The sequence below is a fragment of the Bradyrhizobium sp. U531 genome, assembly GCF_051710265.1.
Lineage (GTDB): Bacteria > Pseudomonadota > Alphaproteobacteria > Rhizobiales > Xanthobacteraceae > Bradyrhizobium.
In genome coordinates, this window is record NZ_JASVEN010000012.1 from 144,359 (window position 1) to 159,799 (window position 15,441).

A 15,441-nucleotide genomic window follows, 5' to 3' on the forward strand; every position below is an offset into this window, starting at 1 on the left:
TGTGGTTCAGACAAGCTGGACTTGGATCCGGACCGTTCAGAATCCGAAAGCCAAGAATCTCTAGCACAAGCAAGCATGTATCCGCCAAATCAACTTGTGGTTTAGGAGCCGATGTGACCGCTTACAGTGGGCCAGTTTTTGACATGGCCGTAAAGCAATTCGACGTGATCGCCGACTATCTGTCTATACCCGACGATGCCAGGGCAAGACTATTGATGCCGAAACGAGCGGTCGCGGTCTCCTGTCCAATTCACCGCGACGATGGCACCACGGCCGTCTTCCAAGGCTATCGAGTGCAACACCATCTCACGCTAGGGCCTACGAAGGGAGGTACGCGATTCGCGACGAGCGTCGATCTTGGAGAAATCGCAGCGCTCGCGATCTGGATGAGCTGGAAATGCGCGCTGGTCGGACTGCCGTATGGTGGTGCGAAGGGCGGCATCAATGTCGAGCCGCTGAGCCTTTCAAGGCGGGAACTCGAAGCTCTCTCACGTCGATATATGCAGGAAATGATCCCATTCGTCGGACCGCACACGGACGTGATGGCGCCCGATATGGGCACGAACGAGCAAATCATGGCCTGGTTCATGGACACATACTCGATGTACCAAGGGCAAACTGTTACCGAGATCGTCACGGGCAAGCCCGTCAGCGCAGGCGGAACGCTAGGCAGGCGCGAAGCGACCGGGCGAGGGGTCGCGCATTTGGTTCGTCGCGCCGCGGATGAACTGAACATCCGCCTCAGTGGTACAACAGCCGTCGTCCAGGGCTTCGGCAACGTCGGTTCGATCGCCGCGCTAGAACTGCACAACAACGGAGTCAAGGTCATCGCTGTAAGCGATCACACCGGGGCGCTTTATCGGCCCGGCGGTCTCAACATCCCGAAACTGATCGAACATGTCGCTGTGCGAGGGAGCTTGGAGGGATACTCAAACGAGGTCGATTTGGATCCGGCGGGGATACTATCGTTGCCCTGTGACGTACTTGTTCCCGCCGCGGTCGAACGCGTGATCGACGCGAAGCTGGCTAGTACTCTGCGCTGTCGTATCCTCGCGGAAGGCGCTAACGGCCCGACCACGCCTGAAGCCGATCAGATCCTTGAAAAACGCCGGGACGAGATCTTTCTGATCCCGGACATTTTGTGCAACTCGGGTGGAGTGGTGGTCAGCTACTTTGAATGGGTGCAGGACCTCCAGCGATTCTTCTGGGAGGAGGAGGAAGTGATGCGGCGCGAGTATCAGGTGTTGGACCGAGCCTTTGAACAGGTACAGGCTCGCAGCAGGAAAGACAACGTGTTCAACCGGACTGCGGCTATGGCCATCGGCGTGGAGCGCGTGCGCGGAGCAAAGGAAACGCGTGGGCTATTCCCATAACATCATTGTCGCTGCTGGTCGGTTCGGTAAGAGCAAGCAGGGCCCACGACGGATCGCTCGCGCCACGGTCCTAGACGGGCCAGAGTTCTGATACGGCTAGTCTCTTCGGGTAAGGGCTGTCGCTTTCGGGCAATCGGAGGTCGCTACTGATCATGCCTGCGAAGCTACGGCGTTCAATCTTCACCAGCGAGCTAACGACAGCAGCTCCGATACATTCGCGAAATCATCAATGCGCTATTCCATTTTCTCTCTCATTGCACAGACGTTGAAGGGCCATCGTGGCTGGCAGCCGGCCTGGCGCGATGCCACTCCCAAATCCGAATACGACGTCCTGATCATCGGCGGCGGCGGCCACGGTCTTGCCACGGCTTACTATCTTGCTAGCCGGCATGGAATCCGCAACGTCGCGGTGCTCGAGAAAGGCTACATCGGCTCTGGCAACGTCGGCCGCAACACGACGATCATCCGATCCAACTATTTGCTTCCTGGAAATACCCCCTTTTATGAGCTGTCGATGAAGCTGTGGGAAGGTCTGGAGCAAGACTTGAACTACAACGCAATGATCAGCCAGCGTGGGGTGCTTAACCTTTTTCATTCGGACGTTCAACGCGATGCCTTTGTGCGCCGGGCTAACGCGATGCGTCTCGCCGGCGTTGACGCGCAGCTCATCGATCGCGAACGAGTGCGTGCCATGTTGCCTTTCCTCGACTACGAGACCAGCCGATTTCCGATCCAGGGTGGGCTGTTACAGAAGCGCGGCGGCACCGTCCGCCATGACGCCGTTGCTTGGGGCTACGCGCGGGCCGCCGATGCTCGCGGAGTCGATATCGTGCAGAATTGCGAGGTGACCGGTATCGATATCGTCGATGGTCGCGCGATCGGGGTCACGACGACGCGGGGCTCGATCAAGGCAAAGAAAGTCGCTTTCGCCGTGGCAGGCAATTCCTCTCGCCTAGCCGCGATGGCCGGGATGCGGCTGCCGATCGAAAGCCACGTGCTCCAAGCCTTTGTCTCCGAGGGGCTCAAACCCCTGATCGATTGCGTGGTCACCTTCGGAGCAGGCCATCTCTACATCAGTCAGTCCGACAAGGGTGGTCTGGTGTTCGGAGGCGATATTGACGGTTACAATTCGTACGCCCAGCGCGGCAACCTTCCGGTCATCGAGGATGTGATGGAAGCCGCGATGGGCCTGTGGCCCGGTTTGGGCCGAGTGCGGCTGCTGCGTCACTGGGGCGGCATCATGGACATGTCGATGGACGGCTCGCCGATCATCGATCGTGCTGCGGTCGAAGGGCTCTATCTCAATGCTGGCTGGTGCTACGGCGGCTTCAAGGCAATACCGGCGTCGGGCCTCTGCTTCGCGCACCTAATAGCCAAGGACGAGCCGCATGCCGTGGCGACCGCGTACAGGCTTGATCGTTTCGCAACAGGTCGGCTGATCGACGAAAAGGGCGTCGGCGCCCAGCCAAATCTTCACTGAGTTCCTTGGAGCAGACCCGATGCGCATTCCATGTCCCCATTGCGGCGCGCGTGACGTCCAGGAATTCATCTACCTGGGCGATGCCGCGCCACGGCGCCCCGGCGGGCTCGATGCGACGGAAGCCGCAATGTTCGAATACGTCTATGTGCGAGACAATCCCCGGGGCCTTCATGAGGAGCTCTGGTATCACGCCGCCGGCTGCCGCGCATGGCTTTTGGTGCGCCGTCATACATTGACCCACGTCATCGAATCGGCCGTCGCGGCCAAGAGCCTGAGACGGGGAGCGGCAGCATGAGCACGCAGCCGTTCCGACTGCCAACTGGGGGGCTGGTCGACCGTCACCAAACGTTATCGTTCCGGTTCGATGGCAAGACCTATCATGGACATCCCGGCGACACGTTGGCGGCCGCTCTTCTCGCGAACGGTGCCCGACTCGTCGGTCGCTCTTTCAAATATCACCGTCCGCGCGGCATCCTCTCGGCCGGCTCCGAGGAGCCGAACGCGCTGGTGGAGTTGCGCGCAGGTGCCCGACGCGAGCCGAATACCCGAGCAACCACCGTAGAGTTGTTCGACGGACTTCAGGCAACGAGTCAGAATCGCTGGCCCTCGCTCGGCTTCGATGTCCTCTCATTGAATCGCCTCGTGGGATCTGCCCTCGTCGCGGGCTTCTACTACAAGACCTTCATGTGGCCGGCCTCGTTCTGGGAGAAACTGTATGAGCCGCTGATCCGCCGTGCCGCGGGATTAGGGCGTGCCGCCCAATTCGCCGATCCCGATCATTACGAGAAGGCTTTTGCCTTCTGCGATGTCCTGGTCATCGGTGGTGGGCCGGCGGGTCTATCCGCGGCGCTCGCCGCGGGTCGTAGCGGGGCGCGCGTTATTCTGTGCGATGAAGATTTTCGGTTGGGAGGCCGACTGCTCGCTGAGAAACGAGAGATTGAAGGCCGTCCCGCAGCCGACTGGCTCGCAGCTGCGTTGGCAGAACTGGCCTCTCTGTCCGAAGTGCGCATCATGCCCCGGACTACGGTCTTTGGGCTTTATGACCACGGCACCTTCGGCGCGGTCGAACGGGTCAACGACCACGTCGCCGTTCCGCCGGCTTATCAGCCGCGTCAGCGCGCTTGGCGAATCTATACAAAGCGCGCGGTCCTTGCCGCCGGGGCAATCGAACGACCCATCGTGTTTCCGGGCAATGATCGGCCAGGGGTTATGCTAGCGGGTAGCGTGCGTGAATACGTCAACCGATTTGGCGTTCTGCCCGGACGAGAGGTTGTTCTCTTTACGGCCTGCGACGATGGCTGGGCCACGGCGCGCGATTTGGTGGGCGCGGGCGCTCGCTTGTCCGCTGTGGTCGATAGTCGCAGCGAAGTCGATCCCGAGTTCAAAGCCCTCGCCAAGCGCGCTGGCGCACTCGTCTTCGCCGGGGGGGCCATTGAGGCAGCTCAAGGAACGCCCCACCTGCGCGGCGTTGTCATACGGAGCAGCTCTGGCAAGCGCACAACTCTGGCTTGCGACGTGCTTGCTGTTTCCAATGGGTGGAACCCAGCGCTGCACCTGACTTCCCACCAGAACGGTAAACCGATCTGGGACGAGGAAGTGCAGGCCTTCGTGCCCGGGACGCTGCCGCCGGGTTTGGTCGTGGCGGGCAGCGCCGCCGGCCGCTTCACGCTGGCCCAGGCACTGGCAGATGGCGCGCGGCTCGGCCGTGAGTCAGCAATGGAACTCGGCTTTGGTCAAGCATCGATCGAACCTATTCCCGCGACCGACGCCGAGTTGAGCAGCGTCAAGCCGATCTGGCGCGTCACGGGTGGCACAGGCAAGGCTTTCGTCGATTTCCAGAACGACGTCACGGAGAAGGATGTCGAGCTGGCGGCGCGAGAAGGCTTCCGTTCAGTCGAACATCTCAAACGCTACACGACGCTTGGCATGGCCACCGATCAGGGTAAGACCTCCAACATCGCTGGCCTCGCCATCATGGCCGAGCAGACGGGGAAGGCGATTTGCGAGGCGGGCACCACCGTTTTCCGGCCCCCCTATACACCGGTCGCGATCGGTGCTCTTGCCGGGCATCACCGCGGCAAGGATTTCCGGCCGGTGCGTCTAGCGCCGACCCATGATTGGTCGCAAGAGCAAGGCGCGGCGTTTGTCGCTACGGGACAATGGCTGCGAGCTCAATACTATCCAAAGCCAGGTGAGCAGGATTGGCTGGCCACGGTCAAGCGCGAGGTGCTTGCCGTTCGGAGCGGGGTGGGCATTTGCGATGTCTCGACCCTCGGCAAGATCGATATTCAGGGTAGGGATGCCGCCGAGTTTCTGGAGCGCGTCTATGTTAATGGCTGGAAGTCGCTCCCACTTGGCAAGGCGCGGTACGGACTGATGCTGCGCGAAGACGGCTTCGTCATGGACGATGGGACTACGTCGCGTCTGTGCGAGGATCATTTCCTCATGACGACCACGACGGCGAACGCCGGCAAGGTCATGCAACATCTCGAATTCTGCCATCAGGTGCTTTCGCCGGAGCTCGACGTGCGGATGGTCTCCGTCTCCGAACAATGGGCACAGGCGGCTATCGCCGGTCCGCGATCGCGGGAGGTTCTACGCGCCATAATCGATGCCGCGCACGACATCTCCAACGAAAGCTTCCCATATCTGGCCGCCCGCTCAGTCACGGTCGGTGGAGGCATCCCAGCACGGCTGTTCCGGATTTCGTTTTCAGGTGAGCTGGCCTACGAACTCGCGGTTCCCGCTGACTATGGTGATGCGATGATGAGGGGGCTGATGACTGCCGGCGAGCGCTACGGAATCACGGCTTACGGTACCGAGGCGCTCGGCGTCATGCGCATCGAGAAGGGGCATGTGGCGGGCAACGAGATTAATGGCCAGACGACTGCCCGCGATCTCGGTCTTGGCAAGATGATGTCATCGAAGAAGGACTTCATCGGACGATTGATGGCAAGACGCGAGGCTCTCGTGCAGACCGATCGTCCGATGCTGGTCGGATTCAGGCCAGTCAAATCAGGCGACCGGCTGCGAGCCGGTGCACATTTGATCGCGATGGGACGCACGGCCAACACCGAGAATGACGAAGGCTACATGAGCTCCGTGGCCTATTCGCCCAGCCTGGGGCACTGGATCGGCCTGGGTCTGCTCAAGAATGGGCCCAGCCGGATCGGCGAGCGCGTTCGCGCGGTCGATCCGGTTCGCGACAACGAGACCCAGGTTGAGATTTGCTCACCCGTGTTTGTCGATCCTGAAGGTACCCGTCTGCATGGCTGAGCAACCGACTTTCATTTGGCGCGATCGCGATGCGTGGGCTGGCCTCGTGAAGGCTGGTCACATCGGAGCGGCAGGCGAGCCCGGGGTGAACGTGGTCATCCCGAACAACCTGCAGCTTGCGACATTGATCGCAACCCCGCAGGTCTCCGGCCTGCAGCGCCTTACGAGCCAGCTGATTGGTCTCAATCCGCCACAAACGCCTTCCGCCGTGCTGACCTACACACATGGGCTGATATGGTCAGGGCCGGACCAGTGGCTGCTCATCGCTCGACAACGAGAGGGCTTCTCGGATCTCCTCGAACTTCTTTCGGGCGAGGCTGCTGTCAGCGATCAAAGCCACGCTCGCGCGGCACTGTGCGTCTCAGGCCCACGGGCTCGTGAGGTTCTCGCCAAGGGAGCGATGATCGATCTTCACCCCAAAGTATTTCCCATCGGCGCAACAGCTTTGACGAGCTTCGCGCATATCGGCGTGCAGTTGTGGCGGGGGAAAGATGGAGCCGACGGTCCTGTCTACGAAATGCTCGTGCCACGGAGCATGGCGGGCAGCTTTTGGGCCTGGTTTGCGGCTTCGGCCGTGGAGTTCGGTTGCCACGTTACGCTCCCGCGAAGTTGACCCAATGCTTACGCGCCAATTCCGCCTTTCTTACTTAACACATCTTGCGAGGACCGCCTCTGGCGGTGACTGACATGTCCGATCGTTCCATGATTCTCGCTCTGTCTTGCCCCGATCGCCCCGGCATCGTCTCGGCAATCTCGGTTCTTCTGTTTGAGGCGGGTTGCAACATCCTGGATGCTCAGCAATTCGATGATACCGAGACAGGTCGCTTCTTTATGCGTGTTGTCTTCGATCGCCTCGATCACGCGAACTCGGAGGCGGACATCACCGCGGCGATCGAAGAGCTGGCTCAACGTCTTGCAATGACGTTCACTCTTCGACCGGGCACTGCAAAGAAACGCGTTATGCTGCTGGTCTCGAAATTCGACCATTGCCTGGCGGATTTGCTCTATCGTTGGCGCATCGGCGAACTTCCAATGGAAGTGACGGCAATCGTCTCGAACCATGGTCGCGAGCATCTGGCTTCCACCGACCTGACTGAGCTGCCCTTCCACCACTTCCCGGTTAGCAAGCAGACGAAGATGGAGCAGGAGGCGAAAATTTGGGAGCTGGTGCAGCAGACCAATACCGATATCGTTATCCTCGCCCGTTACATGCAGATCCTGTCGGATGGCTTTTCAGCCAAGCTGTCCGGCCGCTGCATTAACATTCATCACTCGTTCCTGCCAGGCTTCAAGGGGGCCAAGCCCTACCATCAGGCTCACGAGCGCGGCGTCAAATTGATCGGCGCGACAGCACATTACGTGACCTCTGATCTCGACGAGGGACCTATCATCGAGCAAGATGTCGAACGGATCTCACATCGCGACACGCCAGACGATCTGGTCCGCAAGGGACGGGACATAGAACGGCGCGTACTCGCGCGCGCCGTTCGCCATCACCTCGAGGATCGGGTGGTGCTCAATGGAAAAAAGGCTGTTGTCTTTACCGGCTGAAGCGAGCTTCACTCCCAGCGTGAAGCTGCTTGCACCAGGCGGTGGTCGTTTCCAACAGTCGATTGTTGACGTCGGCCATTCGTCCGTACGCAGTAACGAACTGGAGCGCTTTAGGTCTGGGCTAGCGAGAGTACGTGTCTGCTGCGAGACTCGGCTAGCGTTGCCGCCGGCTCAATCAGCTACTTGAAGAAACCTAGGCCGTTGCTTTTCGAAAAGCTTGCTGGGCTTGCGGCAAGACGCAGGTTTTCGACTTTTCACAGCGCCAAATCTGAGGAATTCGGCACAAGGGCTTTCTTACTATTTGGGTGAATTGACGCGCCGCGTTGCAGCAGGAAATCCCGAATCAATATGCCGCGCGAGAAATCTCTAAACCAGTGCAAAACTTGCAGGAGAAAAGATGAATACGAAAACTGACATGGGTCCAGAGAGCCCCGCTCCGCTTCCGCCCGGCGGCCCAGGTTACTTGACTTGGACTCCCGAGCAGCAGGTGATTGGGTTCCGTTCGTTCGAGAAAATCAATCCGGTCCGCGTGGTCGGCCGTGGCGAGCACGTCTATAGCTTGCCCAAAGCGGCCCATCAGATCTCCCCTCGCTGGACATCGGATGGCCAAGACATGGATGTAGATCTCTACATGCAGCAGGCACGCACCTCTGGCCTCATCGTCCTTAAGGACGGCCAGGTGCTGCTCGAACGTTACGGCCTCGACCGGAAGGAGAAAGACCGGTGGAATTTAACGTCGGCCTCTAAATCGGTGACTTCGATCCTCGTCGGCGCGGCTATTCAGGATGGCTGCATCAAAAGCCTCGAGGCGCTCGTTACCGATTACATCTCAGAATTGAAGGACAGCGCTTACGAGGGCGTGACGATTCGCCAGCTTTTAACCATGACTTCGGGCGTTCAGTGGAACGAGTCCGTACAAGGAGACTTTACACACGCAGGGTCGGATTTTCACCTGTTCTGGTCTACGGTGGCAGAGCCTGAGGTCGATCCCATGGTCTCCGTCATGCGCCGTCGCCCGAGGATTCACGAGCCGGGCGCCAAGTACAACTATAGCACTGCTGATACCCATCTGGCCGGGATCTTGGTCTCCAACGCCGTCGCCAAATCGCTCTCGGAGTATCTCTCCGACAAGCTCTGGCAGCCTTACGGCATGGAAGAGGATGCGATCTGGCAAGTGGACGCGGGCGGGCGGGAGCTCGGCGGAGGGTGGCTCTCGGTGACTCTGCGCGATTGCGCTCGGATAGGCCAGTTCATGCTAAGCGGTGGCAAGGCGGGCGCCCGGCAGGTACTGCCTCCTGGCTGGGTAGAGGACGCCACAAGCGCTCACGTAACGTTCCCGTCCGAACCGGCGTCTGACCGCATCGGTTATGGATATTTCTGGTGGATCACAAAAAACAGCTATGTCGCGTCAGGCGGGTTTGGCCAGAGAATTATCGTCTATCCGCAAGATAAGGTGGTGATCGTGATCAATTCAGCCTGGCCTAGCGTGTACCCACCCGGTGGTCAGGCGGTCCACGTGGCGCTCGCAGAAGCTCTCCGCGCGGCTGCAATCGCTTCGCGCTGATCAACACACAATCTGAATCGGCTGCCCTGAATACGCGCAGCCGACTCTCGTTCCGCAAAGGGATTCGTCTCGATCAGCACTTCCCCGACCCGACCTCCGCTCGAGGCGCGACAAGGAATGTGGATCGCGCGCCCTGCGATCCAGATGACGGCTGTTACGCAATTGAACGGGTAGCTAGCCGCACTGTCGATCAAGCAGGCATGAAAACTGGCTTTCCCGTGCCTTCAATGAAATGTCCGATCCGGCGCCTGAACCTTTCAGCGTGATCGGTAATCGTTACGAGAAGATGCTCGCGATTGCCGTTGCGGATGGAATCGATGATAGCGATATGCTCGTCAACGATAATGCGCTGCCTGTACTGGAACGCCTGCTGTTCACTCGATTCTCGTTGATACACGTAATAGGCAAGGCGTCGCGCAATATTGTGCAGGCGTTGTGCAAAGCTGATGAGATATTCGTTTTCGGTAGCTTCGGCAATACGTAAATGGAAGGCTGCATTGTGGTGTGAGATCTCAACAAAGATATGATTGTTAACCGCCCGAGTGTGATGGGTCTGTATCGCCTCTAAATCCTTTACTAGATGCGGATGAGACATTCGGCAGTAATAGGCTGAGCTTCGCTCGATCACGAGATAAGCTTCGAAGAACTGCGTCAAATCACCGAGGTCCAAAGGTCGAACGAAGAAGCCGCGGTTGGGTCTCATCTCGATCAGACCCTCCGTGGTCAAGCGGTTCAGTGCTTCGCGCGCCGGCGTGCGACTAATACCAAGGTCATTGCGAAGCATAGTCTCGTCGAGCTGAAGTCCCGGTTGCAAGGTCAGGTCGAGAATCCGATCGCGGATTGTGTTCGTCGCAGCTACAGCGAGCGAAAGCTCGGCTGCTCCCTCGTCCTTGGCGCTCTTTCGTGGCGGCATGCGTCTCGACCTTTGCTGATCACCAAATCACTGGCGATATATACCCGATCCGCCGACATTTTCGAGCTGCCTACCGTGCGAGCAACGGGCGGAGCTCATTGATCGCCCTGCACACGTCTCTCAATTGTCGTTGACGGGACGTCCCGCTAATAATATATCCATCATATACGAAATCGAAAGGCGAACAATATGCCCCTGAAAGTCGGGGTCGATGTGGGCGGAACCTTCACGGACTTCTTTGTCATCGACGAAGAAGCTGGACGGACGATCCGCTACAAGCGACCGTCAACGCCGGCGCAACCGCAGGAAGCGATCCTTCAGGGGATCGGAGAGCTCCTGAAACTTCACGACCTGCCGCCTTCGGCCGTGGGAGCGCTCTTTCATGGAACGACCGTGGGAACCAACGCGCTAATTCAGCGGCGCATTGGCAAAGTCGCCCTCGTCACCAGTGAGGGCTTTCGTGATCTGATTGAAATCGGCAGGCAGACGCGGCCAAAGGTCTACGACATCCACCAGGACTTCCCAGCGCCGCTCGTCACGCGTGATTGTCGCTTTGAAGTGCCCGCGCGCGTTCGAGCGGACGGTACGGTCGTCACGCCTCTTGATGAGGAGCGTCTGGGCGGACTGGTGCCGGCCCTGCTGGACAGGAAGGTCGACTGTGTCGTGGTCGCCTTTCTTCATTCCTTCGCTTATCCCGAGCATGAGCGTCGCGCGGTCGAGGTGCTACGTGCCGCCTTGCCTGACAGTGTTCATGTCATCTCGTCGGCCTCGGTCTATCCCGAGTTCAGAGAGTACGAGCGCTTCACGACAGCCGTGCTTAACGGAGCCCTCCTGACCGTGATGGATCGGTACATCAGCAGGCTGATCTCCGGGGTGAAGGCTCTTGGAACGGTCGCCCGGCCGTTGATCTCTCAGAGCAGCGGCGGGCTCATGTCGGCGGAAATGGCCAAGGAACTTCCCATACGTGCCTCGCTCTCTGGTCCGGCGGCTGGCGTTTCGGCGGTCGTGCACTGGGCGCGTCAGATGGGCTATCGCGAAGTCATCACCCTCGACATTGGGGGAACCAGCTCGGACGTAGCGTTGATTCGTGACTACGAGCCAAGTGAGGTCTCGCTGCAGGATGTGGGCGGCTTCCCGGTACGCATGCCGGCGGTCGACGTGACCGCGGTCGGCGCCGGCGGCGGCACGATTGCCTGGATCGACAAGGATGCCCTTCTCAAGGTCGGGCCGCACAGTGCCGGCGCGGATCCTGGGCCTGCCTGTTATGGCCTCGGTGGCGTCGATGCCACGACCACCGACGCCAATGTACTGCTTGGGCGTCTCAGCAACGAGGCTCTGCTTGGCGGGCGAATGCCCATCAGCCCTGGCTTGGCGCGCAAGGCGATCGCCGGTCTTGCCGAGAAGCTCGGGCTGGAGACCTTGGATACGGCGCTCGGGATATTGAAGCTCGCGGGCACCACGATGGTCAAAGCCTTGCGCAGGATGTCGATTGAAAGAGGCCACGACCCGTCGAAGTTCGTGCTGTTTGCTTTTGGCGGAGCGGGGCCGTTGTTCTCGATAGATGTAGCCAGGGAAATCGGCATTTCCACGGTCGTTGTGCCCATCAATCCAGGTTTGATGTGTGCCGAGGGCCTGCACTTTTGCGCCCTTTCGAACGACTTCGTCGGGACTTACCTCCGTGAGCTAGCCCCCACCGCCGAGTCGGCCATTAAGGGTCTGCGCGACGCCCTGGTAGCCGATGCGGAGGCGTGGTTCTCGAACGAAAAAGTGCCACCCGACCAGCGCGGCTACGAGTGGCGCGCGGAGCTGCGTTACCGTGGTCAGAACTTTGAACTCTCCCTACCTATCTTCGATGAGAGCCTTTCTGCTGATGGCGTCGAGGCGCTGCGAGAGGCGTTCCATGTCGCGCACGAACGTTCCTACGGGTTCTCGATGCTTGGCGAAATCATCGAGCTGGTCAGCATCAAACTGAAGGCCCGGCAAAAAATCGAATTCGTGCGCCCGACGGAGTTGCCGGAAGCGCGCCAAGGCCGGCCCACGCACACGCGCAACGTGATCTTCGATCTGATCGAGCCGATCGAGACCCCGATCTATGAGCGCGCTGATCTAGCGAAGGGCCAGCGCATCCAGGGGCCGGCAATCATCGATCAGCAAGACGCGACTACTCTCGTTTACCCGGGCGACGAAGCGCGCGTCGACAAATGGGGCAACATCATCATCCAACTTCGTCGTGAGGCCGCCTAATGTCCCTCAATCCCATCGAAATTGAGATGATGCGCAACGCACTCGCCAGCATATGCGACGAGATGTATGTCGCGATCATGCGCAGCGCTTATTCCACGAACATCAAGGAGCGGCGAGACCACAGCACGGCCATTTTCGACACCAAGGGGCGAACGATTGCGCAGGGAGAAAGTCTGCCGCTGCTGCTCGCCTCCATGCATGGCCTCGTCGAGGTCGTGCTCGAGAAATACGGCATCGAGGCGATCAGGCCGGGCGACATGTTCTTGTCGAACGACCCCTATGTGGGACGAGGCTCCCATCTGCCCGACATTGCCGCCGTCATGCCTATATTCTCGAATGGGAGATTGGTCGCTTTCGTTGCCGATATCGCCCATCACGCCGACGTCGGCGGAATGGTGCCCGGCAGCATGGCGGGCGGAATGACGGAGATCTACCAGGAAGGATTGCGCATTCCCCCGCTCCGCATCATGCAAGACTATAAGATCGACCAGAATGTCATGGATCTCGTTCTATTGAACGTGCGAGTTCCGCATGAGCGGCGCGGTGACTACAACGCTCAGTTCGCAGCCAACCTGCTCGGCGCGCGTCGGATGGAGGAGTTTTTCCAGCGTTGGAGAATCGAGCAGTTCGAAGAAGGATCGGAAGCAATCCTCAACGCTGTTGCCCGTCGGATCCGTTCGGGCATCAGTGAACTCCCAGACGGAAAATACGTCTTTGAGGATTATGTCGATGACGATGGCGCTGGGACGACAGACATCCCGATCAAGGTGGCAGTCGAGATCAAGGGCGATGAGATCTCCTTCGATTTCGAAGGATCCTCGCCACAAGTGTTGGGCAACATCAACGTTACGACGAGCGGCCTCGAGGCGAGTGTGCTTTATGCACTAAAAGTGCTCGTTGATCCCGACGGCCCAACCAACAGCGGCATGATGGATCCCGTATCGATCACCGCGCCCGAGGGGTCGATCGTCAACGCCAAATTCCCGGCCGCGACCGCGGCTCGTGCCCAGACCTGCCAGCGCATTATTGACGTTGTCCTCGGCGCTCTTGCCAAAGCGGCGCCGCAGCTCGTGGTCGCGGCATCCAATGGCAGCAACACGAGCTGCTCGTTCTCCGGGATCGCGCCCGATGGCACCCACTACCTCTACATGGAAACCATCGGCGGCGGCGCGGGGGCTCGTGCCTACAAGGATGGTAGTGATGGCGTCCAGGTGCATATCACGAACACGTCCAATCTTCCGATTGAGGCTCTCGAACGTGAATATCCGCTTCTCATCGAGCGATATGAATTCATCGAAAGCTCCGGTGGCGCCGGCAAGTGGCGTGGCGGTCTCGGCCTGAGGCGTGTTTACCGTCCGATCGGCCATACCTGCAACTTCAGTGGTCAGGGCGAGCGCTTCATCTCCCGGCCGTGGGGTTTGTTCGGCGGCAAACCGGGCCGAGCGGGCCGGTTCACTCTATTCAATGGTGATGGCACAGCGACGCCGGTTTCCGCCAAGCTCACTGGACTGCAAATCCCCGCCGGGGCTCGCCTGCAGGTGGAGACGCCTGGGGCAGGCGGTTATGGCGACCCAGCGGAACGAAATCCAACACTCGCGGAACAGGACATACGTTTCGGGAAAATCGGTCCCGATGCCGAGGCGGATGCCGCATAACAACCAGCTCCCCTCCTCAAAGAAGGATATGAAGATGAAATTCGATGTCATTGTGGTCGGCGCGGGCATCACCGGTGCCGCAACAGCCTACTTCCTGAAAAAACGCGGCATCGCAAATGTGTTGCTGCTCGACCGCGATGAACCGGCGGCGGGCGGCACGGGAAAGAGCGCGGCGATCATCCGCCAGCATTACTCAAATCCCTTAGCGGCGAACCTCACGCGGGAATCCATAGCAATCCTGTCAACGCTTTCCAAGGAAGGCTTCGACACGGGCTTCGCGCGCACGGGCTATCATATGCTCGTTCCTGAGCCGATGCTGGAAGGGGCTCGCGCCAATATTGCAATGCTAACTGGAATCGGCATCGTTACTGAGCTGCAAGACCTCGCCTCGTCGAGCATCGCCGATCTGGTCAACCCAGAAGGCGTGGCGGGGGTCGTCTATGAGCCAGGCGGGGGATACGCTGATCCCGTCCGTGCGACAGAAGCCCTCGTCGAAGCCTTCAAGGCACTGGGCGGGCAGTTCCGCGGCAGGACTCCGGTGGAGGCGCTCGTCGGGGGTGCCACGCGCGTGACCGGCGTAAAGGTCCGCGGAGAGACCATCCAGGCGAACTTCGTCGTCAATGCCAGCGGCCCGTGGGCGGGCAAACTGGGCGAGAGCGTTGGCATCGCCATGCCGCTGCGCATAGTTCGTGAACAAGACACGGTGTGGGAGGCAAGGCCCGGCCGTCCCGTTCCTGAGGGCCCGGTCTCCAACGCCGTTGATGCGATTTACATGCGGCCGCTCGGCAATCGCCGCTTCGTCGTCGGACGGGGTTTCCCGAAGGAATACCACGATGTCGATCCGAACAATTACGAGACGAACGCTGACGAAGACTTCGTCAGCGACGTCCTGGTGCGTTTGGAAAGGCGCTTCCCCCCCTTCACCAGCGCAGTGCGGATCGATTCTTACGCCTCACTCTATGATGTGACCCCTGATTGGTATCCCTTCGCCGGCCCGCGGACTGGTGTTGAAGGCTATGCCGACGCGTGGGGTGGTAGCGGACACGGGTTCAAGCTGGCGCCAGCCATAGGCCGTCGCTTGGCCGACTGGATCGCTGACGGCCGGACAGACAACGAGTTCAGGCGCCTGTCTCACGATCGGATCGCCCAAGATCATCTTTTCGTCCAGAAGTACGGCGGCAACCGCGGCTGACAATGTCAGGGAGTTGGGCCAACCGGCCGAGCTCCCTTGCCTTCCGATGATGAACCGCGCTTCGACATGCTGAGATTTGCGCCAGCCGGTCCCGTGCTTATCGAAGAGAGTCGCCATTCCTCACAATCGACGCCACCGAAACAACGAAAGGTAGTACTCGATGTCCTCTCGATCGGAAACTGGCAAGCGGAGC

The 15,441-nt window shown here is 59.8% G+C and carries 11 protein-coding genes; 10 read left to right on the plus strand and 1 reads right to left on the minus strand.

Annotated features, from left to right (window positions below):
- Nucleotides 1-113: 113 nt before the first annotated feature.
- The 7 genes from QRQ56_RS35175 to QRQ56_RS35205 all read left to right on the plus strand — a co-directional run bounded on the left by QRQ56_RS35175 (nt 114) and on the right by QRQ56_RS35205 (nt 9,244).
- A complete protein-coding gene (locus tag QRQ56_RS35175; RefSeq protein WP_438746074.1) occupies nt 114-1,373 on the plus strand; it encodes a Glu/Leu/Phe/Val family dehydrogenase in 1,260 nt (419 codons plus the stop codon).
- Between the two features lie 229 nt (nt 1,374-1,602).
- Complete coding sequence (locus QRQ56_RS35180; RefSeq protein ID WP_438746075.1) at nt 1,603-2,853, plus strand: sarcosine oxidase subunit beta family protein; 1,251 nt, start codon at nt 1,603-1,605, stop codon at nt 2,851-2,853.
- 19 nt (nt 2,854-2,872) lie between these two features.
- Nucleotides 2,873-3,148 (plus strand): sarcosine oxidase subunit delta, encoded by a 276-nt coding sequence (locus QRQ56_RS35185; protein WP_438746077.1) that lies wholly within the window; start codon nt 2,873-2,875, stop codon nt 3,146-3,148.
- Nucleotides 3,145-6,129: a sarcosine oxidase subunit alpha family protein gene (locus QRQ56_RS35190; RefSeq protein WP_438746079.1), complete on the plus strand. Its 2,985-nt coding sequence runs from the start codon at nt 3,145-3,147 to the stop codon at nt 6,127-6,129. Before QRQ56_RS35185 ends, QRQ56_RS35190 begins: the two co-directional genes overlap by 4 nt.
- Nucleotides 6,130-6,214: 85 nt before the next feature.
- Nucleotides 6,215-6,742, plus strand: a complete 528-nt coding sequence (locus QRQ56_RS35195; RefSeq protein ID WP_438746080.1) for a sarcosine oxidase subunit gamma — start codon at nt 6,215-6,217, stop codon at nt 6,740-6,742.
- Nucleotides 6,743-6,816: 74 nt separating this feature from the next.
- Nucleotides 6,817-7,680, plus strand: coding sequence for a formyltetrahydrofolate deformylase (gene purU / locus QRQ56_RS35200; RefSeq protein ID WP_438746082.1), 864 nt, complete (start codon nt 6,817-6,819; stop codon nt 7,678-7,680).
- Between the two features lie 397 nt (nt 7,681-8,077).
- Nucleotides 8,078-9,244: a serine hydrolase domain-containing protein gene (locus QRQ56_RS35205; protein ID WP_438746084.1), complete on the plus strand. Its 1,167-nt coding sequence runs from the start codon at nt 8,078-8,080 to the stop codon at nt 9,242-9,244.
- A 190-nt stretch (nt 9,245-9,434) separates the two neighbouring features.
- Here QRQ56_RS35205 and QRQ56_RS35210 read toward each other — a convergent pair whose 3' ends face one another.
- Complete coding sequence (locus tag QRQ56_RS35210) at nt 9,435-10,157, minus strand: GntR family transcriptional regulator (RefSeq protein ID WP_438746085.1); 723 nt, start codon at nt 10,155-10,157, stop codon at nt 9,435-9,437.
- A 189-nt stretch (nt 10,158-10,346) separates the two neighbouring features.
- On the opposite strand from QRQ56_RS35210, the gene QRQ56_RS35215 reads away from it, so the two are divergent.
- From QRQ56_RS35215 to QRQ56_RS35225, 3 genes are read left to right on the plus strand one after another with little or no spacing between them, the layout of a single operon-like run.
- Complete coding sequence (locus QRQ56_RS35215) at nt 10,347-12,401, plus strand: hydantoinase/oxoprolinase family protein (protein WP_438746087.1); 2,055 nt, start codon at nt 10,347-10,349, stop codon at nt 12,399-12,401.
- Nucleotides 12,401-14,056 (plus strand): hydantoinase B/oxoprolinase family protein, encoded by a 1,656-nt coding sequence (locus QRQ56_RS35220; RefSeq protein ID WP_438746088.1) that lies wholly within the window; start codon nt 12,401-12,403, stop codon nt 14,054-14,056. Before QRQ56_RS35215 ends, QRQ56_RS35220 begins: the two co-directional genes overlap by 1 nt.
- A gap of 34 nt (nt 14,057-14,090) precedes the next feature.
- A complete protein-coding gene (locus QRQ56_RS35225; RefSeq protein WP_438746089.1) occupies nt 14,091-15,248 on the plus strand; it encodes an NAD(P)/FAD-dependent oxidoreductase in 1,158 nt (385 codons plus the stop codon).
- The last annotated feature ends 193 nt before the right edge of the window (nt 15,249-15,441 follow it).

Excerpts from the sequence above, each read along its gene's own strand:
- QRQ56_RS35210 (WP_438746085.1), bottom strand. The coding sequence starts at position 10,157 with ATGCCGCCACGAAAGAGCGCCAAGGACGAGGGAGCAGCCGAGCTTTCG.
- purU (WP_438746082.1), top strand. The coding sequence starts at position 6,817 with ATGTCCGATCGTTCCATGATTCTCGCTCTGTCTTGCCCCGATCGCCCC.
- QRQ56_RS35180 (WP_438746075.1), top strand. The coding sequence starts at position 1,603 with ATGCGCTATTCCATTTTCTCTCTCATTGCACAGACGTTGAAGGGCCAT.
- QRQ56_RS35190 (WP_438746079.1), top strand. The coding sequence starts at position 3,145 with ATGAGCACGCAGCCGTTCCGACTGCCAACTGGGGGGCTGGTCGACCGT.
- QRQ56_RS35205 (WP_438746084.1), top strand. The coding sequence starts at position 8,078 with ATGAATACGAAAACTGACATGGGTCCAGAGAGCCCCGCTCCGCTTCCG.
- QRQ56_RS35185 (WP_438746077.1), top strand. The coding sequence starts at position 2,873 with ATGCGCATTCCATGTCCCCATTGCGGCGCGCGTGACGTCCAGGAATTC.
- QRQ56_RS35215 (WP_438746087.1), top strand. The coding sequence starts at position 10,347 with ATGCCCCTGAAAGTCGGGGTCGATGTGGGCGGAACCTTCACGGACTTC.
- QRQ56_RS35225 (WP_438746089.1), top strand. The coding sequence starts at position 14,091 with ATGAAATTCGATGTCATTGTGGTCGGCGCGGGCATCACCGGTGCCGCA.
- QRQ56_RS35220 (WP_438746088.1), top strand. The coding sequence starts at position 12,401 with ATGTCCCTCAATCCCATCGAAATTGAGATGATGCGCAACGCACTCGCC.